Here is a 21,623-nt window from a genome sequence, read left to right as displayed (position 1 = left end):
TTCCGTTGATCCCGGTGCAGGCGCGCACGTCCACCGCGTTTCCCTACCGTCTGCTGGCCTTGGCAGCGGCACTATGTTTGGTCGCGTTTTCCTTGTGGGCGATCTCGGGCGAACTTCGCCGCGTGCTTCCGCCCCACGGGCTCTGGGATTTCGGTGCCTTTGTTGCGTCCGGACGCGCGGCAGCCGAGGGCCTCAATCCTTATGGCGTTTATCCGCCGCTGACCCCTCATGTGGTTTTTCCGGGCTTTGAAGCCTGGAACCCGAACTTGAATCCCCCCATTTCCGCGCTGCTGTTCCAGCTGTTCGATCTGGCCCCGCCCGAGCACTCGCTCTGGGTCTGGTCCTGGATTTCAGTTGCGCTTTATGCCGCCGCCGTGTTGCTGCTGGCGCAACGCTATGCGCCGGACTGGCGCGCTATCGTCCTCGTTGCCTGGGCCTTCGGGCTCGCTGGATTTTGGGACACGCTTTACCTTGGGCAGATCTATATGCCGCTGGTCCTGGCTGCGGTTGGCGCCTGGCTGCTGCTGGATCGTGACCAACCCATCTGGGCCGGTGTGCTGATCGGGCTCGTAATTGCCATGAAGCCCAACTTCCTCGTTTGGCCGGTGCTGCTGTTCCTGTCGGGGCAGCGCCTGCCCAGCCTGGTATCGGTCTTTACAGCCGCTCTTATCAGCGCCATTCCTCTCGCCATCTATGGGCCTGAAATTTACCGCCAATGGCTTGAGTTGGTGGTTTCTGATGGGGAACGGGCGTTTTTCCTCACCAATGCTTCGATCTCCGGGCTTGCCGCCCGTGCCGGCGTGCCCTTCCTGGGGACAGCGCTCAGCGCCGCACTGCTGCTCGCGCTCGCAGCCTGGGCGTGGTTCCGCCGGCCCGGCATCATGCAGGTCAGTGCCCTCGGGCTCCTCGCCGCAGTTCTGGCCTCGCCTTTGGGTTGGATCCACTACACCCTGTTCTTGCTGCCCGTGATCGTTGCTTATCGCCAGCATTGGGCGATGTGGATCGTGGCCGCGCTCCTGGTCGTTCCGGTTCCCAAGATCCTTAGCTATTTCGGCGCCGAGCCATGGCTGCAATTCACGCTGGGCTCGGCCTATGGCTGGGCACTGGTGCTTTGCTTGATAGTGCTGCTGTTTTCGGATGGCAGCACAGAAACCAAGTCTGCTCCGCGCCGCACATAAACGCGCCAGTGGCGGGTCTCGTTCGCCAGTTCGAAGTTCTGCGCGATATAGTCGGCATAGATCTCGCGCATGCCGTCCGCGGTCCAGTGCTCGATCGGCGTCTTTGGATCCATGATGATCTCGACGTCCGCCATGATCTCCGCGGCCGGTGGAAAATGGTCATGGTCAAGCGTTCGGCCCCAGTGGAACCAGGGGCTGTCGCCTTGGCTCACCGGTAGATCCAGTCCCGCTGCAAACGGGCTGACGAAGTCAAACACCAGGACATTCTGCAGCGGCCGGTCGAGGCTCTCCAACGCCAAGGCCCCATCCAGCAGAGTTTCATGGTAACGCACGAAGTTGCGGTAGGCGCCCTCCGACCAGAGGCGAACCAGCCGGACGCCGCCAAACTGAGGCAGGGGGGAAGGCTCGCCGGCACGACTGCTCGCCATGGCGGCATGGACGCCAAGCGAAAAGACATTTTGCACAGCCACCGGAAGCAGCAGCGTCGCGAGCAGCAACGGTACGCCGGCGCCGCTCAGCGCGGCGGGGTAGCGTTGCGAATTGGGCTCGCGCAGCAGCAGTTCGGCAATCACCGCCGCACCGGCCCCGAGCGTCAGAATGCCGACGATCTGGAAGTTTTGCTCGATGATCAAAATGCCCGTCGAGGCGCAAAAGCCGACAAACAGCAGGTCGCGAAAACGGCGGCGCGCCAACAGCAGCAGGGCGGCGAACAGCGCAAACACCACCAGATCTGCCAGATTGCCCATCATGGTTTCGGCCAGACGCTGTAGCTCTGGCAAGCCACCACTGACCTCCTGGGCGAGCTGCAGATCAGCGACATGATTGAGAGTGCCGCCCCAGAGCAGGGCGATCGCACCGATAGAGACGGCGCAAAGCCCAAGGGATAACGCCATGCGCCCTCGTTGCTGCCGATCGAGCAACATGAACACCAAAAATGCGAGGCCCACGAGCCCGTAGCTCGCCTTGGTGTAAAGCATCAGCAACACCAGCAGCGCCGCACAAGCGGCATCCACGATCGCCTGCTGCCGGCTATCGTTGAATGGTCGCAGATACATCACCAGCAACAATCCGAGCGCCGACCAGCCGATCCGGTTGTAGAACATGGCAAAGGACAGGTCCGAGACTGCCTCGCCCGGATTGACCGGCACGGCAGCTACGGCGAGCAGGAAGACGGCGGCGGCCATGCCGGTGATGGGGTGCATGCGGCTGGCGATGAGCGGTGCGCCGATGCAGGCCAACATCAGCACGACCAGCGCCATGCCAACTGGCATGGCTGCCCCCAAACTGCCGCTCAGCGCCAGTCCTGCCGCCGGCAGATAAAAGGCCAGCGGCCCGAGAGAGGTGTGGAAGTCCACATTGGGCACTTGCCCCAAGACAATCCGATGCGCGCCATCCAGGAAAATGTAGAGGTCGTTGACGTATTTATTTGTGGCCGTTTGCCCCGGCAGGGCGAGCATGGCCGCAAACAACACGCCCACGGCGAGCACCGCCCAGCCCAGCCGGCGCGCCGTTGTCATGGTGCCGGGCCACCGCGAAAGTGCTTGGGTGCTGGTGGACGCAAGCGTCATGCGGGTGCTCCTGGCTGGGGCGGGCGGACATAAACTCGCCAAAGCTCGGTTTGCGCGGCCAGGACGAAATTATCGCCTATATAAGCACCGTAGAGCCCCTCAAGTTGCCCCACATTAATGCCGACTGTAGGCACCATCACCACCATCACATCGGCGAAGAGTTGTTCAGGCGGCACGAAGACCGCCGCGTTGATATTGCGCCCCCAATGCATCCAGGAAAGATCGCCCTTGGGCGGCGCGAGGTTGAGCCCGGCCGAGAACGGATTGGCGAAATCCAGCACCAGCACGCGTTCGGGCACAACGCCTGCTTGCGCCAGCGCATCTGCTCCCGCGCCAAAGGTGCCGATGTATTTTTCGGTGAAGCCCTGATCGCCGCGCGACCACAAGCGACCGAACCGCACCTGCTCCAGACCCGGCAGGCCCAGCGGTTCTCCCCACCCGGAAACGGCCATGGTGAAGTGAGACATCAAGGCGACTGTGTGGCTGCCAAGGCCCGGCAGCACCATGAACAGGAAAAGCAGCGGTGCGCCTGGGCTCAGTGCCAGCCTGCGGCCCCGCTGCTCGAGGCCGCGCAACAGGGTTTCGGCCGCCACCGCCGCGCCGGCAAACAAGGTGATGATGCCCCAGTTATGCGCATTCTGCATCAGGATCAGCAGCCCGGCGACCGAGCAGAAGATGTAAAACAGCAGGTCGCGCCAGCTGCGCGTCTGAGTGAGGGCTAGCCCCGCGAAAATCCCAAACACCAGCAGGTCGGACAAATTGCGCAGCAGCGCATAAACATAGCCCATGGGATCGCGCTGTCCGCTCACCCGGGCGGTTTCCAGCAGGTCCTGGAGGTAAAGCCAGCTGCCCCGCCAGAACAGCTCCACCACCGCCATGGCCACTGCAATCAGCAGCAGTGCTAGCGCCGCCCAGTGCCATTGATGGCGGTCAAGCAGCATGAAAATCGCGAAGGCGAGAGCTACGGGGGCATAGGTGATCTTGAGATAGATCAGCAGCACGACAAGGATCGCGGCCGTGGCGGCATCGAGCCAGATGCCGAGACGGGTTTGCCGTCGCGGCCGCAGATACATCACCGCGAGCAGCGCCAGGGCAACCCAGCCGATGCGGTTGTAATACATCGCAAAGGTGATCGAGGAGAGCGAGTCCCCCAGATTGATTGGCGCCGCCAGCACGAGGACAAGGAAGGCGCCAAGCGCTAGGGCCAGCACCGGACGCAAGCGGCCAGCCAGCACATGCACCAGCAGCGGCACAAACAGCACGATCAGCAGCGCCATCCCTACGGGGAGGGCGCCGCCCATTTGCCCCGAAACCCACAGCCCTGCCGCCGGGATATAATAGGCCAGCAGCCCAAGCGCGGTGTGAAAATCGCGATTGGGCACTTGCCCCCAGGCGACCCGATGTGCCCCATCAAGAAACAGAAGCAGGTCGTTCACATAGGCCGATGTGACCGTACGGGCGGGCAGCGCCAGCAACAGCGCGCAAACCAGCGACAAGCCGGCAAGCACAGCCGCAGTGGCCCGGGCGCTCATCACGGCGCGAGCGGGGCAGGGTCGGCAGCTGCCGGCATGCCGGTATCCGCCGGGTTGCGGCGGAACAGGCGCCAGTTGGGCGTTTGCGCCACCTGGGAATAGTTTTCAGTTACATAGGGCAGGTAGAGCTGGCCGACAGGTCCGCTCCCGCCCGCGCTGGTCCGCTCCATCACCACGGCCGCATCGGCAAAGAGGTCTTCCGGGGCCGGGTGGAAGGTTTCGTTCAGCGTTGCATTCCAGCGCAGATCGAGCTTGTCGCCCGCCGGTGGTGGCAAGTTCAGCGCCAGCGAGAAGGGGTTGGGTGTGTTGAGGACCTGAACGGTTTGCGGTGGCTCCGGCAGGTTTTCCAGCGCGGCCAGCCCATCGGTGATGGTGCCGAGATACCAGGTGCTGCCATTGAAATCGCCATTGGTCCAGAGATTGGCCAGCCGCACGCCTTCGAGGCGCGGAATGGCCAGGGCCTGCCCGCCATTGACCAAGGCCGTGCCGGCATGCAGCAGCAGGGCGATCGAGCAATGCACGATGGTGGGCAGCAGCAAGGCCGCAAAGTAGAGCGTGACCCCGGGCGGGTTCACCACGGCCTCGGCCGGGCGACCAGCGCGCGCGGCCATGTTGCGCAACAGATATTCGGCCGCCACCGCTGCCCCCGCATGGAGGGTGAGGATGCCCCAGCGCTGCTCGTTCTGGTTGATGAGCCAGTAGCCGGCGACGGCGCAGAACAAAAAGAACAACAGGTCGCGCCAGTTGAACCGCCGCCAGAACAACAGGGCCACCAGCAGCCCAAACAGCAGATAATCGGCGAAATTGCCGAGCAGCAGATCAATGATGCTACCCTGCGTTCCGCGCCACCAGCCCCCGGTCTGCAACGCCATCAGCACGTCGCTGGCATAGCTGGCCGAGCCGTGCCACACCAGCTCGATTCCGCCAGCAACGAGCAGCGTAGCGAGCAGCGCCCCACCCGCCCAACGCCAACGGCCGGTGATTAGCATCAGCAGCAGGAACGCACCACCGACCATGCCATAGGTGGCGCGGGTATAAACCATCACCAAGACGAGGATCGTGGCGCAGGCAATATCGAGCGCCACGCCACGACCAACGGCTTCCTTGGGCTCGACATACATCACCAGCAGCAGCGCCAGGCACATCCAGCCGATGCGGTTATAAAAGAACAGGAACGACAGCGCGGTAACGCCTTCGCCCAAATGCATGGGCACGGCCAGGACCAGGAACAGAAAAGCGGCAAAGGGCAGGGCCAGCGCCAGATGCAGCCGCGAGCTCAGTACATGCGCCGCGATCGCAGCGACCACCACCAGCAGCAACCCCATGCCGATTGGCAGGGCGGCGCCATAGCTTCCGCTCAGGCCAAGCCCAAGAGCGGGCAGGTAATAAACGAGCGGCCCCAAAGCGGAATCGAAATCCCGGTTCGGCACCTGGCCCCAGGCAATGCGATGAGCGCCGTCGAGGATCGAAAACAGGTCCTCCAGCCCCCTCGTCGCGATCGTTTCCCCCGGCAAGGCGAGAACAAGCGCCAGCACAACGCCCAGCCCGAAAATCAGCAGCGCCGGCGCACGCCAGCGGCTGCGCTCCCGTTCGAGCACACCCCGCGAATGGCTTGCGGCCGACACCATGCTAGAGCCGGAGCTTCTTGAATACCGGCTCGGGAATGGCGGTGATGATCATCATCACGTAGCGCCAAATCCAGCGCACATAGATCACGTCGCGCGGGCGGCTGCCGTCCGCGGCAGCAAGGATGGCATTGCCCACCTCTTGCGGCTCGGCCGTCAGCGCTGGCGGCAGTTTCATGCCGGCAGTCATGCGGGTGCGCACAAAACCGGGCTTGACCGTAACGACCCGTACCCCGGTCTGTGACAGCCGGTTGCGCAGCCCCGACAGGAAGGCGGTGAACCCGGCTTTTGCCGCGCCATAAACATAGTTGGACCCGCGTCCGCGGTCGCCCGCTACCGAGCTCACGCCCACGATCGTGCCCGAGCCGCGCGCTTCGAACTTTTCGGCGAGCAACCCGAGCAGGAGCGCTGGCCCCTCGAAATTGGTCCGCAACACCACGGCGGCATGGTCGAGGTCGCTTTGGGCGCGCTCCTGCTCACCCATTTCGCCGACCACGCACACAACGGTGTCGGGCAGGGCCGGCAGGCCGGTGATGAAGCTCTCAAAGCTCGAACTGTCGGTCACATCCAGCATATGGAGCGAAACCGCGCCGCCGCTTCGTGCCGCGAGGTCGGCGCGGTTGCGCTCTGCACCAGCCACATTGCGGGCGGTCAGCAGCACGGTCCAGCCCTGCGCGGCATAGGCGCCCGCCGTAGCATGGCCGATATCGGAAGTTGCGCCGATCAAAAGAAGCGTCTTGGACATTCGCCTATATACCTAGCCTGCTGGAAAGACGGGATTGCAACCGGCCCTCGGCTCCCACCGCGCGCCGCACCTGCCGGAACTCGTCCAGGCGCGGATAACCCGCCTCGAAGGTATCCCGTGACTGGCGCGCATCCTTGGTGAGATAAAGCCGACCGCCGGCGCGCACCACGATAGCATCGATCTCATCAAGAAGCGCGAAGATCTCGTCGGTGACCCGCACATCCAGCGCCAGCGTATAGCCCGGCATCGGGAAGGACAGCGGGCCGGTGCCATCCCCGAGCTTTTTGAGCACGGCAAGGAACGATGCCTTGCCCGAACGCGAAAACCGCTCGAGAATTTCGCTCAGCACGGCATGGGCATTGTCGGGCGGCACCACGCATTGATGCTGCAGGAAGCCGCGCCGCCCATAGATGCGGTTCCACTGGTCCACGCCGTCCAGCGGAAAGAAATACGGATTGAAGTGCACCAAAGCCTGCTCGGTGCGGGACCCCGCGCGGAAGTAAACCTCGTTAAAGGCCCGGACCGAAGCCCGGTTCAGCGTCCAGCTGGGCAATTCCAGCGGCACGCCCAATTTTGCCCGAGGGGCTGGGGCCAGCACACCACGTTCGGATTGCGCGGCGGCAAGTTGATCCCGGGTAGCATGTTCACCCACATAAACCAGCGAGCGGCCCAGCGCTGCGCCGCCAGCAATGCAGTCGATCCAGGCTACCGAGTATGTCGCCTCGCTCGAGTCATCGAGGGCCTGCAGCGCGGCGCCAAGATCAGGGGCAACCACGGTGCGCTGGTCGATCCAGGCTGTTTCGATGGTGCGCAGTGTCATTGTCGCTTGCGCAATGATGCCCGTAAGCCCCATGCCGCCGATCGTAGCGAAGAACAGCTCACTATTGTTCTCGCGCGAACAATGAACGGTTTCGCCGCCTGGCACCACGAGATCAAGGCTCTGCAAATAAGCGCCAAAGCCACCATCGCGATGATGGTTCTTGCCGTGAATATCGGAGGCAATCATGCCGCCCACGGTCACGAGCTTGGTGCCCGGCACTACCGGTGGGAAAAACCCGCGTGGCACAAAGGTGTCGAGAATATCGGATAGCAGCACTCCGGCCTCGACCGTAAGATTGCCGCTGACCGGATCAAATTCTTTCATGCGATTGAGACTGCGGCCGAGCACCGTCAGGGCTTCGCCCATGGCGGCGTCTCCATAGGCGCGGCCATTGCCCCGAGCCACCAGACCGGAGCCATCGCGCATGAGTCGCGCGAGGTCGTCCGGGTTCGCGGCAGCGACAACCCGGCCATCCAGGCTTGGATAGCGTCCCCAGCCGTCCAGGCGCATCAAGATGCCTCCGTCCGGAACACAAAGCGCCGGTCGAGCCAGTATTTGGCGACATAGCCGATAGCAAGGCCGAGCGCGCCGCCGGAGTATTTGGCCACGTCGGTCTGCCAGATGGACCAGGCGGCGATTTCAAAGCTCCAGAAAACGATAGTGGTGAAGACGCTGAACAGGCCGTAAAGTCCCACCTTGCGCGCCTCCTCCCCGTGGGAGCTTGAGCTGTCAAAAAAGATCCAGTTCTTGTCCAGCACATATTTGGCGGCAAAGCCCGCCGCAGTTCCGGCCAGAATGGATAGCATCAGCGGCGCCCAGGGCAGCCCGGTGACGACCAGTTCCTGGACGCCAAAATTGATCAAGCTCGAAAGAATGGCGAACAGGACATAGCGAAAGGCAATGCTCATGCGGGCCTTGCCTCACGCGAACGCGGATAGGGAACAGGGTAGCAAATGGTTCAGGTCCTGCTTGTTCTAGAAGGCTGCCACGAAAAGAACGCCGGCGGTCGCCAGCGTTGCCACGCTGAGTCGATCCTTGAGAGCGAACACCACCGGGTCATCATGCATTTCCCCACGGCGCGCAACCAGCAAGGCCCGGCCAATCCAATAAGCCAGAATGGGCGCCACGAACCACAAGATTTCCGGGCGGCTGAAGGTGGTGACCACGCTTTCGCTCGAGGCGTAAAGCAGGAACAGTGTGATGGCGTTGAGCGAAGCTGCTGCGGCGAGCGCCCCAACCATGTGGATGTCGTCGTTGCGATAGTCGCGGCTGGTGGCGTCGGGCAGGTTCGCTTCGCGCCGGGCCTGAAGTTCTACATAGCGCTTGATCAGTGCGAGCGACAGGAACCAGGACATGGTGAACGCCAGCAACCAGGGCGAGAGCACCACGGACAAAGCCACGGCACCGCCGACGACGCGCACGGAATAAAGGCCAGCGAGCGTGATCACATCGGCAATCATCTTGCGCTTGAGCAGGAAGGTATAAGCGCTGGTGAGAGCAAAATAGCCCAGCAGGACCCCAAGGAAGGGCAGGGAAACCCAGGCGCCCAGCGCCAGGGAGATGCCGAGCAGAACCGGGATAGCCAGCATGGCTTCCGAAAGCGGAACGGAGCCATTGGCGAGCGGGCGATGCCGCTTGCTGCGGTGGCCGCGGTCGTCCTGCAGGTCGATCAGGTCGTTGAGGATGTAAACGCTGGAGGCGCAAAGCGAAAAGGCAATTGCTGCCACGAGGACGTGCATGAATGCCGCCAGCTCAAACATCTGGCTGGTGATCAGAGGCACAAAGACGAGGCCGTTCTTGGCATATTGATGCACCCGCATCAGCTTGGCCCAGGCTTTCCAGCCCGCCCGCTCATGGGTCAAGTGCTCAACATCGTCGCTGGAACTTGCCAGCGCCCGCCCAACCCGCGCTGGGGCTCGGATTGCCAAGGCCTTGGCGGCGTGTGGCCAGACATGCAGGTCGGCCGCATCATTGCCGATGTAATCGAAGCCCTTCTCCCCAAAAGCCTCCACCAGCTTGTGCGCCTTCACCTTGCCCGCGCAATTGGTCAACTCATCGGTTGCGAACCAGCCATCGAACAGCTCGAGGTGATCTGCTACGGCGCCAACCAGCACTTCATGGCTGGCTGAGGCCAGATAAACCGGACGCCCTTCGGCGCGCGCCTGGCGAATGCAACGCAGCACTTCCTCGTCATAGGGCAAAACGGCCGGGTCAAATACAGCCGTCGCCGCCAGGCGATGCTTCAGCGCCGCCTTGCCCTGCTTGAGCGCGGCTATCAGTTCGAGCAGCGCAAGCGGGCGCCGGGACAGCTCGGCGAACGCCGTCTCGATCAACAGGTCAGAGCGCAACAGGGTGCCATCGAGATCAACGACCAAGGGCCGAAGATGCTCGCTTTGCTTGAGAACGGCGATATTCCCATCGGAATCCACCGTGGCGTCCCGCAGATAGGCTGGCCGCTTGTGCCGGGCATTGCGTGCCGAGAACTTCAAGACTTCTGTTGCATGCTGTTCAAGTTCACTCACGTATCACCTGCTTGGGAAGAAGGGCCGAACCCCACCCGAAACCAGAGAAAGCCCGTGCGCGTTCCCTTCATTGGTCATCGATAATGTGAAGCAATGAAAGCGCGCCTTCGCCCCCCGAAAGCTGCATGGGAGCTATGTTCTTGTAAAAGGGCTGAAAAATGGCCGCAACAAGCGGCTTCAAGCATGATGAATCGCGGCTGAGTCATGTTCTCGGGCCCCGGCAAACAAACAAGCTGAATGGAAAAGTTGGAGCGGGTGAAGGGAATCGAACCCTCGTCGTAAGCTTGGGAAGCTTCTGCTCTACCATTGAGCTACACCCGCACGGGTTTCTAGATGCGCGAAACCTCCCCAGCCGTCAAGCGATTCCGCCCGCCTTAACCGTCAAACCTCCCGGCGGGGGAACCGCGCGGCAGTGGCGGCGTTGCTTGAGCACCATCTCTTTGGAGCACAGCGTCATGGGTATTATCTGGACCATCATCATCGGTTTCGTTGCCGGCATCATCGCCAAGTTTATCATGCCGGGCAACAATGAGCCTTCGGGCTTTATCCTCACCACGATCCTCGGCATTGTTGGTGCCTTTGTCGCGACCTTCCTTGGTCAGGCGCTCGGCTGGTACAGCGCCGATGAAGGTGCAGGCTTTATTGGCGCAATCGTCGGCGCAGTGATCGTGCTGGCAATCTGGGGCTTTATCGCCCGTCGCCGCTAAGCGGCACCTGAAGGAGAAGCAAAATGAAACGTGGCCCTTCCATGATGGCCCTGTTGGGCTTGCTGGCGGTAGCCGGCTATCAAAACCGCGATAAACTCGGCGAACTGCTCGGCAACGCCGGTCGGCAGGGAGGGCTAGGGGGCCAGGGCGGTCAGGGTGGTCTTGGCGAACCCGGCCAAACCGGCGCCCAAGGCGGCCTGGGCAATTTGGGCGGCATGCTCGGTGGCCTCCTGGGTGGGGGCGGCGCGGCAGGCGGTCTGGGTGGCATGCTGAGCGGCGGTCTCGGCGATCTGATGGATAGCTTCAACCAGTCGGGACGGGGCAACAAGGCTCAAAGCTGGGTTGGACCCGGCAACAACGAGCCGCTCGACACCAGCGATCTGGAAGAAACGCTGGGCGAGGACACAATCACCTCACTCACCCAGCAAACCGGGCTTTCCCGCACCGAATTGCTGCAGCGCCTGAGCCAGACCCTGCCTGAAGCCGTCAACCACTTCACGCCTGACGGCCACATTCCCACCGAGGAAGAGGCTGCGCGCCTGATCACCTGAGGCAACTTAGCCACAGGTCTGCACTTCAAGCCCTTTCCGGTTACGGATAGGGCTTGAAGTGTTTTGACAGCTTGAGCGTCTGCGCCTGGTAGTTCGAGTTGAGCTCGGTGCCGTACAGGCGCTCAGGGCGCTCCGCCAGGCGTTCATAAACCAGCCGGCCAATGGTCTGCCGATGGCCCAAGAGAAATGGCACTTCCCGGCTGCGCACTTCAAGTACGGCGCGGCTGCCGGTTCCACCTGCGGGCGAATGGCCAAAGCCGGGGTCGAAGAATCCCGCATAGTGCACACGGAATTCCCCCACCAGCGGATCAAACGGCACCATTTCGGCTGCATGGGTGGGCGGAACATGCACGGCTTCGTCGCTGACCAGGATATAGAATTCGTCGGGATCAAGGATCAGCTCATCGCTGCCGCGATTGTAGAGCGGGTCCCAAAAATCGAGCACGTCGAGCGCGCCCTTGCGATCCACATCCACCACTGCCGTATGCCGTTTGGACCGGAACCCAACCAGCCCGTTGCGCCCCTCGCCCTTGAGGTCGATGGACAACGCCACCCCGTCACCCACCGGATGATCGCCGCCAAACACCAACTTTTCAAGGCCGTGCAGTTGCACATGCTCGGCCTGGGACAGCCGCGAGTCACCCACCCGAAAACGCATCTGCGACAACCGCGAGCCGCTGCGCACCAGAATGGGGAAGGTGCGCGGGCTCACTTCCAGATAGAGCGGGCCGTGATAGCCTGCCGGCATCTGGTCAAAGCCGCGCGCGCGGTCCCCGATCACCCGGGTAAAAACATCGAGCCGTCCGGTCGAGCTCTTGGGGTTGGTTGAAGCGCTTACGCTTGGCGGCAAGGCCAGGCTTTCCTGCAGCGGCACGAGATAAACGCAGCCGCGCTCCAGCACCGCCCCGCCCGAAAGGTCAATCTCATGCAGCTTGAGCGCATCGATCCGCTCGGCCACCGAATGATCCGGGCCCGGCAAAAAGCTTGAGCGCACCCGATAAGCCACCGCGCCCAACCGCAGATCAAGGCTTGCCGGCTGCACCTGGTCGGCATCGAATGCCCGCTCGGTCCTGATGGCGCCTTGCGCATGCAAGGCCTCGATCAGCCGGGCTGGAAACACCCCCGATGGCCAGTCGCCCTGCTTGTCCATGCGCTTCTCCAAGTTCGCCGCAACCCCTAGCAACAATTGACGGCGGCGAGCAATTGCCTTTAGATGCGCGAAGTGGTGATTTGGCCGGCCGATTGCAGCCACTTAAAATAAGTCGCTAAAGGACCGTTTCACACCGGCCGCTTTCCTGCGCGCCGGTTTTTTGTTGAGATCACCATGTCCAAGACCGAAAATCCGCTATTCGATCCTGCGCGTAGGGCCCCCGAAACGCAGCTGGTCCATGGTGGCACTGAACGCTCGCCGGCGGGCGAAACCTCCGAGGCCCTATATTTGAACTCGGGCTATGTTTATCCCAGTTCGGGCGCAGCCGAAGCGCGCTTCAAGGGTGACGATCCCGGCTATATTTATTCGCGCTTTTCCAATCCCACCGTCGAAATGTTCCAGAACCGTATCGCGCTGCTGGAAGGAGCCGAGGCGGCGCGCGGCACGGCAACGGGCATGGCTGCCGTGACCTTGGCGCTAATGAGCCAGCTGCGCGCGGGCGATCACGTCGTATCGGCGCGCGCCCTGTTCGGCTCCTGCCGCTATGTCGTGGAAGACTATTTGCCGCGCTGGGGCGTCAGCTCCACCTTGGTTGATGGCCGCGACCCCAACAATTTTGCCGCCGCCATGCAGCCCAATACCAAAGCGGTGTTTCTCGAAACGCCCACCAACCCCACGCTCGAGCTGGTCGACATTGCCGCCGTTGCCGATATTGCGCACGCCCATGGCGCCGTGCTGATCGTCGACAATGTCTTTGCCACCCCCATCAACCAGTCGCCCCTGGCCCTGGGTGCCGACCTCGTCGTTTATTCCGCCACCAAGCATATCGATGGCCAGGGCCGCGTTATGGGTGGCGCCATTCTGGGCAGCCAAGAGCGGATCGGGGGCGATATCCATACTTTTATCCGCCAGACCGGCCCATCCATGAGCCCGTTCAACGCCTGGACGCTGCTTAAAGGACTGGAAACCCTGCCGATCCGGGTGCGCCAGTCCAATGCCTCGGCTGCGGCCATTGCCAATGCGCTGAGCGATCACCCCAAGATCAGCCGGGTGCTTTATCCGCACCATCCCGATCATCCCCAATACGAACTCGGCATGCGTCAGATGCGCGCTGGCTCCACCCTTGTCGCCTTCGAAGTCGAGGGCGGCCAGGAAGCGGCATTCCGCATGGCCGATGCATTGGCGGTGATCCTGATTTCCAACAATCTGGGTGACGCCAAGTCGATCATTACCCATCCGCGCACCACCACTCACCAGCGCTTGTCCGAAGAGGTCAAGCTTGAATCGGGGATCACCCCCGGCCTGCTGCGTCTTTCCGTGGGGCTAGAAGCAACTGAGGATCTGCTGGCCGATCTGCTTTACGGACTGGATCAGGTCTAGATGCGCGCCCCCGCGTTTCTGCGCCTGATCGTCCTGTTGGCGAGTGCGCTGGGTGGCGTAGCGTTGGCACAGGCGCAGCCCTTGCCTTATCACGCCGATCCCAGCGCACGGGAAATCGCGCCTAGCCTCGCGCAGGTGCCGGCAATCCGCTTTCTCACCACGGCGGACTTCCCGCCGTTCAACTTCCGTGACGCCAGCGGCGAACTGATCGGCTTCAACATCGATCTGGCTCGGCGCATCTGCACCCAGGTCGATACCGCCTGCACCATCCAGGCTTGGCCCTGGGATCAGGCTGCCAATGCCTTGGCCGACAATCAGGGCGACGCCTTGATCGCAGGCCTCGCGCTTTCGCCCGAGAACGGCCAGCGTTTTGATTATTCCACCACTTACTTGGCCCTGCCAGGGCGCTTTGTGACCGGAGCCGCCGATATCGAGCAGTTCGATCCGGCCCAGCTTGCGGGCAAGACGGTGGCGGTGCGCCGCGGCAGCGCCCACGAAACCTTCATGACCCGCTACCTGCCGGGCGCCACCATCCAGGGCTTTGACAGCGAAGCGGCTGCCCTTGCCGCGGTAGCCGAGGGCACCGTCGACGCCTATTTCGGCGACGGCATGCGCGCATCCTTCTGGCTCAACGAAAATCTGAGCTGCTGCGGCTTTGCCGGCCCGGCCTATTTCCGGCCGGCCCTCTTCGGCGAAGGCTTGGCTATTGCCGTGCCGGCCGGCAATGATGCCATCCGTCACGCCATCGATTGGGCGCTGGTGGAGCTCAAGGAAAGCGGTGCGCTGGACGAGCTTTATCTGCGCTGGTTCCCGGTCGGCTTTTATTGAAGAAGCGGCGCCAGCCGCCATCCCAGTATTTGAGGTCGATGAGCACGCGCCGGCTAACCGGCGCGCTCAGCACATGCAGGCGCAACACGAACGGCACCTCGCCCATGAACAGGGCCGTCGCGCGATGATTGCCGTCCAGCAGCAGCAGGAGCCCCGCACCCAGATCATAAGCTGGCACGTCAACGGTGATTGGCTCGGCGTTTTGGGCAAATCGATCGCGGTAGGCAATGAAGGCTTGCTGGTTGGCTGCCGGAAACTCACCCAGCCGCGCGGCAATATCGCCGATGCGCATCGGCCGCGCGAACGGGTTCTTCATCGACACCTCCACCTGCCGCTGCGTGGCGCGGTAGGCGGTGAAAACGTCGCCAAGAGCCGCGCGGTCGGTGATCTCTTGCACCCCGACTGTCGCTGTTCCCGGCGCAATCCGCTCGTAATGCAGGCGCAACTGAATGCCGGGAAACCGCTCGGCAAAGCCCGCAAGAGCATCGGGCCGTGTTGTTGCCTGATTGGAAATCATTAACGAAGCGGCCTTTTTCCTTGTCTCTGAGCCCGCGACCCTAGGCAGTTGGTCGGCGCCCGGCAAGCGCCGCGCAATTGACGCAAGGGGCAGGGGATGCAACACACGCTCAAACCTCCTCCGAAAGGCTTGTTGCATTGTCGCCCGCTCCGCTGCCCGAACTCGATCCTGCGTTTTTTGACGCTGCCCAAACCGCCCGCGCCTGGCCGTTTGAGGAAGCCCGCAAGCTCGTCGCGCGGCTCGAAAAAACCGGGAAAAAGGAAGCCCTGTTCGAAACCGGCTATGGTCCCTCGGGCCTGCCCCATATCGGCACGTTCGGCGAAGTGGCCCGTACCACCATGGTGCGGACGGCCTTTCGCTTGCTCACCCGCGACCAGGTGCCCACCCGGCTCCTCTGCTTCTCCGATGACATGGACGGCATGCGCAAGATCCCGGAAACCGTGCCCTCCAAGGAGGCGATGGAGCCGCATCTGCAAAAGCCGCTGACCTCCGTGCCGGACCCCTGGACCAACGAGCACAACAGCTTCGGCGACCACAACAACGCCATGCTCCGGCGTTTCCTCGACACGTTCGGCTTCGACTACGAGTTCGCCAGCGCTACCGACTACTACAAGTCCGGCCGCTTCGACACGGTCCTGCGCCTCGCCGCCGAACGCTATGACGACATCATGGCGGTGATGCTGCCCTCTCTGGGTGCCGAGCGGCAGGCAACCTACTCGCCCTTTCTGCCCATCTCGCCCATCTCCGGCCGCGTGCTCTACGTGCCGATGAAGGAGGTCAATGCCAAGGACGGCACTGTCACCTTCACCGACGAAGATGGACGCGACACCACGGTCCCGGTCACCGGGGGCCACGTAAAGCTGCAGTGGAAGCCCGATTTCGGCATGCGCTGGGCCGCCCTGGGCGTCGATTTCGAAATGTTCGGCAAGGACCACCAAACCAACCAGCACATCTACGACAAGATCTGCGCCATTCTCGGCGGCACCCCGCCCGAGCACTATGTCTACGAGCTCTTTCTCGATTCCGAGGGCCAGAAGATCTCCAAGTCCAAGGGCAACGGGCTCACCATCGATGAATGGCTGACCTATGCGTCAACTGAGAGTCTGGGGCTCTACATGTTCCTCAAGCCGCGTGTTGCCAAGCGCTTGCACTTCGACGTCATCCCGCGCCAGGTCGACGACTATTACTCCCATGTTGCGGCCTACCAGGAGCAGGACGCCGCTGCCCGGCTCGAGAATCCGGCCTTCCACGTCCACTACGGCGCCGTCCCGAACCCCGACGTGCCGCTCAGCTTTGCGCTGCTGCTCAACCTGGTCGCTACTGCCAATGCCCAGGATACCAAGGTGATGTGGGGCTTTATCTCGCGCTACATCCCCGGCGCGAGCCCCGTGACCCATCCCGAGCTCGACAAGCTCGCCGGCTATGCGGTGCGCTACTTCAACGATCGCGTTAAGCCGTTCAAGATCTACCGCGCGCCAACCGACCACGAGCGCGCCGCGCTTGAGGACCTGCGCACCCAGCTCGAGGCCTATGCCGGCTCGACCGATGCCGAGGCGCTGCAGAACCTGGTCTACGAAATCGGCAAGGCCCACAAGTTCGAGCCGCTGCGCGACTGGTTCAAGGCTATCTACCAGGTGCTGCTCGGCGAGGATCAGGGCCCGCGCTTCGGCTCCTTCATCGCCCTTTACGGCGTGGGGGAAACGCGCAGGCTCATCGAGGACGCCCTAGAAGGCAAGCTGCTGAACTCAACCGCCGCCTGACCCGCACGGGCAAAATTCGTCCGCCACATCCCGCTCTCACCCCGGCCCTGAGCCGGGGGTCCAACCCCCATACCGGCCCGCCTTATTGGCTGGCCCAGATGATCCGCGCGATCCATTCAATGTCGGCGGTATTGATCAAGCGCGGCCCATAGGCCGGATTGACCGAATGCAGTTCGATCTGCTTGGCCGTTTGCCGCGCGAGGATCTTGGCCATCACCTCGCCATCGCGCGTCTTGACCACGACCCGGTCGCCCCGCCGCACCTGCTCCGTGGGCGAGACCACGATCCGGTCGCCTTCGCGGTAAAGCGGCTCCATGGAGTCGCCCTGCACCTCAAGCGCATAGATCCCGGCTTCTCCCGGGGTAGGGAGGGCGATCTCCTCCCAGCCCTGACCGGCCGGGAAACCCGCGCTGTCGAAAAACCCGCCTGAACCTGCTTGCGCTAGACCCAGCAGTGGCACAGTGGGGACTGATCCACGCTCGGGCATCTGCATGAAGGCCCCGGTTCCCGCCAGGAAAGTATCAAAGCCCTCTCCCGTCGCTTCAAGAATCTTGGCTAGGCTTTCGGTGGATGGCCACCGCTCCCGCCCATCCTTGCTCACGCGCTTGGACACGTTGAACGCCGTGGCATCAAGCCCCGCAAGCTTGGCTAGCGCTGAAACGGACAGGCGCTGCCGGCGCGCTAGGGCGTCGATCCCATCCCAAACGGCTCGGTGTGACAACATGGGTGGCAACTCACTGCGGCAGGAAATTTGTCTCTCTTAGGCAATAAGTCCTATTTCCTACACATCTTCCCACCGCCTGTAAAGTCAGACCCGCTTGCCCCTTTGCCGAAGTGGTGATTAGGGTCGCGCCATGACCACGCCCGTTCTCATCTACAAGATTGCCACCGAGGCCGCATTCGCGCCTTACCGGAATGCGCCGGCTTTTCCCGGCATGCCGGTTGATGCTGCCGATGGTTACATGCATTTTTCCACCGCCGCGCAACTGCCCGAAACCCTGCGCCTCCACTTCGCCGGACAGTCGGACCTGGTGTTGCTGGCTGTGCGCACCGCCGATCTCGCGCAACTCCTGGTTTGGGAGCCCTCGCGTGGTGGGCAACTATTCCCCCATCTTTACGCCGACCTGCCCACGACAGCCATTGTCTGGGAAGCTCCTTTGGCCGTGGCGGCCGATGGCTCCTGCCGACTGCCCGAGGCGGTGCAATGATCTTCTCTGCCCTTTCACCTTTGCTGCGTCTCGCCCCGGTTCAGGAGCTGACGCGCGACGCCTTGCTCAAGCTCGATGCGGAAACCGCCCACCTCGCCACGATCAAGGCGCTGCGGCTGGGCCTCGGCCCCGAACAGGCCCAGGCTGATCCGCCCGAGCTATGCACCACTTTGTGCGGGCTTGAGTTAAGCAATCCCGTGGGCATGGCGGCCGGCTTTGACAAGAATGCCGAAGTGGCACGTCCCCTGGCCCTGATGGGTTTTGGCATGGTCGAGATCGGCACCGTCACCCCGCGTCCGCAAGCGGGCAATCCCAAGCCGCGTCTGTTCCGCCTGCCCGAGGGCGAGGGCGTCATCAACCGCATGGGCTTCAACAATGAGGGCCACGAAGCGGTCTTCGCCCGCCTCAAGGACGCTCGCGTCCCCGCGGCCCTCGGCATCAATATCGGCGCCAACAAGGACAGCGCCGATTTCGTCGCCGATTACGTCTTGGGTGTGCAGCGCTTCGCCGATCTCGCCGATTACCTGACCGTCAATATCTCCTCGCCCAACACCCCTGGCCTGCGTGATCTACAAAGCGACGAGGCCCTGCGCCGCCTCCTGGGTGAAGTGCTGCAGGCCCGCGCCAAAAGCCGCGTCCGGGTTCCCGTTTTCCTCAAGATCGCCCCCGATCTCGACGAGGCTGCGCTCGACGCCATCGCCAAAGTGGTGCTGGCCACCGATCTCGATGGCCTCATTGTCTCCAACACCACGCTCAGCCGCGACACTGTGCAGGGCCAAGCCAACGCCACCGAGGCGGGCGGGCTTTCGGGCAAGCCCTTGTTCAACCGCGCTACGCAACGCCTGGCCCAAACGCGCCAGCGTGTCGGCGATTTGCCCATCATCGGGGTCGGCGGCATTCATTCGCCGCAAACCGCGCTCGCCAAGTTCGAAGCGGGCGCCAACGCCGTCCAGCTTTATTCCGCCCTGGTGTTCGGCGGCCTTGATCTGCTCAATCAGATCAAGCAGGGCCTCCTCGCTGCCGTGCGGGCCCAGGGCAAAACCAATATCAGCGAGCTCGTCGGCACCCGTGTCGAGCACTGGGCTAGCGACGCCACCACCCCCTAGGCGGCGAACAAGCTGGCCTTGCGGCGCTCCAGCGCCCACCAGTAAATCGCTCCGCGCGCCAAAAACCAGCAATGGAGCGCGGCCCACAATCCCAAATTGCCCCACAAGGGCTGCAGCACGGCGACTGCGGCCAAAAACACCACCAGCGACGCTACCATGCCATTGCGCATCAGCACATTGAGCGTCGTGCCCACCAGAATGCCGTCAAACACCACGGCCGGCATGAAGGTGACGGCGCAGAGCGCCGCCACGGGCAGGTAGAGCAGGGCATGCTGCTGCACTTCCGCATTGGTCGTCATGAGGCCAATGATCCAGGGCCCGCCGGCGAACCAGGCCAGGCCCAGCCCTGCCGCGAGCATGAAACCCCAGGCAAAGCTGAGCCGATAAGCCTGATCAAAGGCCGGCCGCCAATTGGCGCCCAGTGCTTTGCCGCTCAATTGCTCGGCCGCCTGCGCGATGCCATCCAGAAAATACCCGGCCACCATGAGGAGGTTCAGCAACAAGGCATTGCCCGATAGCGCCACCTCGCCCATGCGCGTGCCCTGCGCCGCAAACCACGCATAGGCGCCCATCAGCGCCATGGACCGGATCATCAGATCCCGGCTCAGGCCGAACATGCGCTTGAGGCCCTTCGGATCGAGCAGCTCGGCCAGTGGCACAAGGTGAGCGATCCGGCCCAAGCCGCCGAAATGGCGCACCAGCAGCCCCAGCCCAAGCAGGGCCGCGACCGCTTGGCCGATCACCGTGGCCCAGGCCGCCCCCGGCACGCCCCAACCCAAGCCATGCACGAACCAGATGCTGAGTACGATATCGATGCCATGGAGCAGCATTTGCAGCATCATGCCGGTGGTGGCCTGCGCCCGGCCGTAAAACCACCCCAGCAGCGCATAGTTCAACAGCGCAAAGGGCGCCGCCCAGATGCGAACGGCAAAATACTCGCCCATTGCAGCGGATACTCCCACTTCGGGGGCAAGCAAGCGATTGCTCAGCCACAAGATTGGTCCGGCGAAGGCGATCATCGCGATGCCGATCAGCACCGCGAGCACGATGGCCCGGCTGGCATGCACCAGCCCACCATTGGCCTCACGCGCGCCAACCGCCTGGGCGGTCAACCCGGCCGTGCCGATGCGCAGGAAATAAGCCAAGGAAAACAGCACATCGAACAGCAGTGCGGCCAGAACCAGCCCGCCCAGCAGGCTCGCATCGCCCAGCCGCCCGATTACCGTGATATCAACCAGCCCCACAATGGGCTCGGTGATAAAGGCCAGGCTCGCGGGCAGGGCGATTTTCCACACATCACCATGCCGCACCACGAATGGATATTGCGGCCGCAGCGGCGTGGTCGTGGTCATCGATCAACTCGGGGGAAAAGCAGGGGAGGGGCAACAGCACCCAGCTTATAACGGCATTTCGCAGCGCTGCCAGTGGCTGTTCAGCACAGTTTCAGCTTTCGGTATCGAGTTCGATGATCACATCGGCGCGGTCGCGCGACTCCCAAACCAGGTCATAATTGGGCAGGTCATTGCGCGCGATGTGGGCGCGATTGCGCTCCTCGGTGAACAGCCCTTCGGCTGCGTGGCGCCGCAGCAAACGCTGTTCCACCCGTTCACGCGGCACATTGATGAACACGGCATAATCCAGCAGGGACTTGACCCCGGCCCAGGGCCCCTGCGTCAACAACAGATAGTTGCCCTCAACGATCAGCACCCGCACTTCGGGGCCAACGGCAAAGGCATCCTCCACCACATCCTCGATCTTGCGCGAATAGCCCGGGCCAGTGATGGTTTGCGTTGCCCGTTTCAGCTGATGCAGAAAATCGACGAAGGCCTCGCCCTCGAAGGTGTGGGGCGCGCCCTTGCGATCGGTCTGCCCCAGCGCTTCGAGCTTGGCATGGCGCATGTGAAACCCGTCCATGGGCACAAGGGCCGCAATCCCGGGATGGGTCGCGTTGATCATGGTCACGAGTTCTGCCGCCAGCGTCGATTTGCCCACGCCCGGCCCCCCGGCAATGCCCACGGCAATCCGCCCATGGTTCTGGCTCATCAGCTCAAGGATATGGGGCACCAGCCGCCCCAGCGCTTCCCCGGGGGTGAGATGCAGTTCCTGGGTCATCGGCGCTTGGCCGTGAGGCGCAGCAACAGCCAGATCGGCACCACCAGCGCCGCCCCCGTCAGCACATAATTGAGCGTCGTGCGTGCAACCCCGGCGCTATCGCGCAGCGTTTCGCGTACGAGTTCAACGGCACCCCGGAAGATCTCGGTGGCATCAACCCCGAATACCGACATGAAAAAGCCTGCCACCAGCGATAGCAGGATCAACCGTACGACGACGCCCCCGGGCCGGCCGCCCATGAAGCGCTCCAGCCAGGAGCGGCGATCCACATACTCTTCGCGATCTTCGATCATGCCGGCTACCTCGCTTCTGCC

The 21,623-nt window shown here is 63.0% G+C and carries 21 protein-coding genes, 1 tRNA gene and 1 riboswitch; of the genes, 8 read left to right on the top strand and 14 right to left on the bottom strand.

Going from position 1 to position 21,623, the window contains the following annotated elements:
* Positions 1-14 precede the first annotated feature (14 nt).
* Complete coding sequence (locus tag AC3YOG_RS01135) at positions 15-1,178, top strand: glycosyltransferase family 87 protein (RefSeq protein WP_489934535.1); 1,164 nt, start codon at positions 15-17, stop codon at positions 1,176-1,178.
* Here the strand turns inward: AC3YOG_RS01135 and AC3YOG_RS01130 are convergent.
* The 8 genes from AC3YOG_RS01130 to AC3YOG_RS01095 form a co-directional block, all read right to left on the bottom strand.
* A complete protein-coding gene (locus tag AC3YOG_RS01130) occupies positions 1,091-2,746 on the bottom strand; it encodes a hypothetical protein (RefSeq protein ID WP_489933754.1) in 1,656 nt (551 codons plus the stop codon). The two genes, AC3YOG_RS01135 and AC3YOG_RS01130, sit on opposite strands and share 88 nt — an antisense overlap.
* On the bottom strand, positions 2,743-4,278 hold the full coding sequence (locus AC3YOG_RS01125; RefSeq protein WP_489933753.1) for a hypothetical protein: 1,536 nt from the start codon (positions 4,276-4,278) through the stop codon (positions 2,743-2,745). Before AC3YOG_RS01125 ends, AC3YOG_RS01130 begins: the two co-directional genes overlap by 4 nt.
* Entirely contained in the window at positions 4,278-5,906 is a 1,629-nt protein-coding gene (locus tag AC3YOG_RS01120) for a hypothetical protein (protein WP_489933752.1), read from the bottom strand. The genes AC3YOG_RS01125 and AC3YOG_RS01120 overlap by 1 nt, the downstream gene beginning before the upstream one ends.
* A gap of 1 nt (position 5,907) precedes the next feature.
* Positions 5,908-6,648, bottom strand: coding sequence for an SDR family oxidoreductase (locus AC3YOG_RS01115; protein WP_489933751.1), 741 nt, complete (start codon positions 6,646-6,648; stop codon positions 5,908-5,910).
* A 4-nt stretch (positions 6,649-6,652) separates the two neighbouring features.
* On the bottom strand, positions 6,653-7,978 hold the full coding sequence (locus tag AC3YOG_RS01110) for an FAD-binding oxidoreductase (RefSeq protein ID WP_489933750.1): 1,326 nt from the start codon (positions 7,976-7,978) through the stop codon (positions 6,653-6,655).
* Positions 7,978-8,376, bottom strand: a complete 399-nt coding sequence (locus tag AC3YOG_RS01105; protein WP_172122451.1) for a GtrA family protein — start codon at positions 8,374-8,376, stop codon at positions 7,978-7,980. The genes AC3YOG_RS01110 and AC3YOG_RS01105 overlap by 1 nt, the downstream gene beginning before the upstream one ends.
* A 66-nt stretch (positions 8,377-8,442) precedes the next feature.
* Positions 8,443-9,990, bottom strand: a complete 1,548-nt coding sequence (locus tag AC3YOG_RS01100) for a UbiA family prenyltransferase (RefSeq protein ID WP_489933749.1) — start codon at positions 9,988-9,990, stop codon at positions 8,443-8,445.
* 247 nt (positions 9,991-10,237) lie between these two features.
* Positions 10,238-10,311: transfer RNA gene (locus tag AC3YOG_RS01095), tRNA-Gly, on the bottom strand.
* Between the two features lie 134 nt (positions 10,312-10,445).
* On the opposite strand from AC3YOG_RS01095, the gene AC3YOG_RS01090 reads away from it, so the two are divergent.
* Positions 10,446-10,697, top strand: a complete 252-nt coding sequence (locus tag AC3YOG_RS01090; protein ID WP_172122452.1) for a GlsB/YeaQ/YmgE family stress response membrane protein — start codon at positions 10,446-10,448, stop codon at positions 10,695-10,697.
* Positions 10,698-10,720: 23 nt separating this feature from the next.
* Positions 10,721-11,248: a YidB family protein gene (locus AC3YOG_RS01085; RefSeq protein WP_489933748.1), complete on the top strand. Its 528-nt coding sequence runs from the start codon at positions 10,721-10,723 to the stop codon at positions 11,246-11,248.
* A 40-nt stretch (positions 11,249-11,288) separates the two neighbouring features.
* Here the strand turns inward: AC3YOG_RS01085 and AC3YOG_RS01080 are convergent, their stop codons facing one another.
* Positions 11,289-12,398: a 2'-deoxycytidine 5'-triphosphate deaminase gene (locus tag AC3YOG_RS01080; RefSeq protein WP_127752038.1), complete on the bottom strand. Its 1,110-nt coding sequence runs from the start codon at positions 12,396-12,398 to the stop codon at positions 11,289-11,291.
* Positions 12,399-12,460: 62 nt separating this feature from the next.
* Positions 12,461-12,537, top strand: a riboswitch (SAM riboswitch).
* Positions 12,538-12,572: 35 nt separating this feature from the next.
* On the opposite strand from AC3YOG_RS01080, the gene metZ reads away from it, so the two are divergent.
* Together metZ and AC3YOG_RS01070 are read left to right on the top strand one after the other, a co-directional pair.
* Complete coding sequence (gene metZ / locus AC3YOG_RS01075; RefSeq protein ID WP_489890702.1) at positions 12,573-13,778, top strand: O-succinylhomoserine sulfhydrylase; 1,206 nt, start codon at positions 12,573-12,575, stop codon at positions 13,776-13,778.
* Positions 13,779-14,606 carry a transporter substrate-binding domain-containing protein gene (locus AC3YOG_RS01070; protein WP_489933747.1) on the top strand — a complete coding sequence of 276 codons (828 nt, stop codon included), beginning with the start codon at positions 13,779-13,781 and terminating at the stop codon, positions 14,604-14,606.
* Here AC3YOG_RS01070 and AC3YOG_RS01065 read toward each other — a convergent pair.
* Entirely contained in the window at positions 14,545-15,189 is a 645-nt protein-coding gene (locus AC3YOG_RS01065; RefSeq protein WP_489933746.1) for a hypothetical protein, read from the bottom strand. The two genes, AC3YOG_RS01070 and AC3YOG_RS01065, sit on opposite strands and share 62 nt — an antisense overlap.
* Positions 15,190-15,260: 71 nt before the next feature.
* On the opposite strand from AC3YOG_RS01065, the gene AC3YOG_RS01060 reads away from it, so the two are divergent.
* Complete coding sequence (locus AC3YOG_RS01060) at positions 15,261-16,883, top strand: lysine--tRNA ligase (RefSeq protein ID WP_489933745.1); 1,623 nt, start codon at positions 15,261-15,263, stop codon at positions 16,881-16,883.
* Between the two features lie 82 nt (positions 16,884-16,965).
* Here the strand turns inward: AC3YOG_RS01060 and AC3YOG_RS01055 are convergent, their stop codons facing one another.
* Complete coding sequence (locus AC3YOG_RS01055; protein ID WP_489933744.1) at positions 16,966-17,607, bottom strand: S24 family peptidase; 642 nt, start codon at positions 17,605-17,607, stop codon at positions 16,966-16,968.
* A 130-nt stretch (positions 17,608-17,737) separates the two neighbouring features.
* Here AC3YOG_RS01055 and AC3YOG_RS01050 point away from each other — a divergent pair, with 130 nt between their 5' ends.
* Both AC3YOG_RS01050 and AC3YOG_RS01045 read left to right on the top strand, forming a co-directional pair.
* Entirely contained in the window at positions 17,738-18,091 is a 354-nt protein-coding gene (locus AC3YOG_RS01050) for a DUF952 domain-containing protein (RefSeq protein WP_489933743.1), read from the top strand.
* Positions 18,088-19,197, top strand: a complete 1,110-nt coding sequence (locus tag AC3YOG_RS01045; RefSeq protein ID WP_489933742.1) for a quinone-dependent dihydroorotate dehydrogenase — start codon at positions 18,088-18,090, stop codon at positions 19,195-19,197. Before AC3YOG_RS01050 ends, AC3YOG_RS01045 begins: the two co-directional genes overlap by 4 nt.
* Here AC3YOG_RS01045 and AC3YOG_RS01040 read toward each other — a convergent pair.
* From AC3YOG_RS01040 to AC3YOG_RS01030, 3 genes are all read right to left on the bottom strand, one after another.
* Complete coding sequence (locus AC3YOG_RS01040; protein ID WP_489933741.1) at positions 19,194-20,549, bottom strand: MATE family efflux transporter; 1,356 nt, start codon at positions 20,547-20,549, stop codon at positions 19,194-19,196. The genes AC3YOG_RS01045 and AC3YOG_RS01040 overlap by 4 nt on opposite strands.
* 91 nt (positions 20,550-20,640) lie before the next feature.
* On the bottom strand, positions 20,641-21,309 hold the full coding sequence (locus AC3YOG_RS01035) for a nucleoside/nucleotide kinase family protein (RefSeq protein WP_489933740.1): 669 nt from the start codon (positions 21,307-21,309) through the stop codon (positions 20,641-20,643).
* Positions 21,306-21,602 carry a DUF6460 domain-containing protein gene (locus tag AC3YOG_RS01030; RefSeq protein ID WP_489933739.1) on the bottom strand — a complete coding sequence of 99 codons (297 nt, stop codon included), beginning with the start codon at positions 21,600-21,602 and terminating at the stop codon, positions 21,306-21,308. The genes AC3YOG_RS01035 and AC3YOG_RS01030 overlap by 4 nt, the downstream gene beginning before the upstream one ends.
* Positions 21,603-21,623: the final 21 nt, after the last annotated feature.

The organism is Devosia sp. Z6_126 (assembly GCF_058133495.1).
Note: the sequence above shows the minus strand (reverse complement) of the source record. Positions and strands in the feature narration are given on the sequence as shown.

Excerpts from the sequence above, each read along its gene's own strand:
- AC3YOG_RS01130 (WP_489933754.1), bottom strand. The coding sequence starts at position 2,746 with ATGACGCTTGCGTCCACCAGCACCCAAGCACTTTCGCGGTGGCCCGGC.
- AC3YOG_RS01125 (WP_489933753.1), bottom strand. The coding sequence starts at position 4,278 with ATGAGCGCCCGGGCCACTGCGGCTGTGCTTGCCGGCTTGTCGCTGGTT.
- AC3YOG_RS01120 (WP_489933752.1), bottom strand. The coding sequence starts at position 5,906 with ATGGTGTCGGCCGCAAGCCATTCGCGGGGTGTGCTCGAACGGGAGCGC.
- AC3YOG_RS01115 (WP_489933751.1), bottom strand. The coding sequence starts at position 6,648 with ATGTCCAAGACGCTTCTTTTGATCGGCGCAACTTCCGATATCGGCCAT.
- AC3YOG_RS01110 (WP_489933750.1), bottom strand. The coding sequence starts at position 7,978 with ATGCGCCTGGACGGCTGGGGACGCTATCCAAGCCTGGATGGCCGGGTT.
- AC3YOG_RS01105 (WP_172122451.1), bottom strand. The coding sequence starts at position 8,376 with ATGAGCATTGCCTTTCGCTATGTCCTGTTCGCCATTCTTTCGAGCTTG.
- AC3YOG_RS01090 (WP_172122452.1), top strand. The coding sequence starts at position 10,446 with ATGGGTATTATCTGGACCATCATCATCGGTTTCGTTGCCGGCATCATC.
- AC3YOG_RS01085 (WP_489933748.1), top strand. The coding sequence starts at position 10,721 with ATGAAACGTGGCCCTTCCATGATGGCCCTGTTGGGCTTGCTGGCGGTA.
- AC3YOG_RS01080 (WP_127752038.1), bottom strand. The coding sequence starts at position 12,398 with ATGGACAAGCAGGGCGACTGGCCATCGGGGGTGTTTCCAGCCCGGCTG.
- metZ (WP_489890702.1), top strand. The coding sequence starts at position 12,573 with ATGTCCAAGACCGAAAATCCGCTATTCGATCCTGCGCGTAGGGCCCCC.
- AC3YOG_RS01070 (WP_489933747.1), top strand. The coding sequence starts at position 13,779 with ATGCGCGCCCCCGCGTTTCTGCGCCTGATCGTCCTGTTGGCGAGTGCG.
- AC3YOG_RS01055 (WP_489933744.1), bottom strand. The coding sequence starts at position 17,607 with ATGTTGTCACACCGAGCCGTTTGGGATGGGATCGACGCCCTAGCGCGC.
- AC3YOG_RS01050 (WP_489933743.1), top strand. The coding sequence starts at position 17,738 with ATGACCACGCCCGTTCTCATCTACAAGATTGCCACCGAGGCCGCATTC.
- AC3YOG_RS01045 (WP_489933742.1), top strand. The coding sequence starts at position 18,088 with ATGATCTTCTCTGCCCTTTCACCTTTGCTGCGTCTCGCCCCGGTTCAG.
- AC3YOG_RS01040 (WP_489933741.1), bottom strand. The coding sequence starts at position 20,549 with ATGACCACGACCACGCCGCTGCGGCCGCAATATCCATTCGTGGTGCGG.
- AC3YOG_RS01035 (WP_489933740.1), bottom strand. The coding sequence starts at position 21,309 with ATGACCCAGGAACTGCATCTCACCCCCGGGGAAGCGCTGGGGCGGCTG.
- AC3YOG_RS01030 (WP_489933739.1), bottom strand. The coding sequence starts at position 21,602 with ATGATCGAAGATCGCGAAGAGTATGTGGATCGCCGCTCCTGGCTGGAG.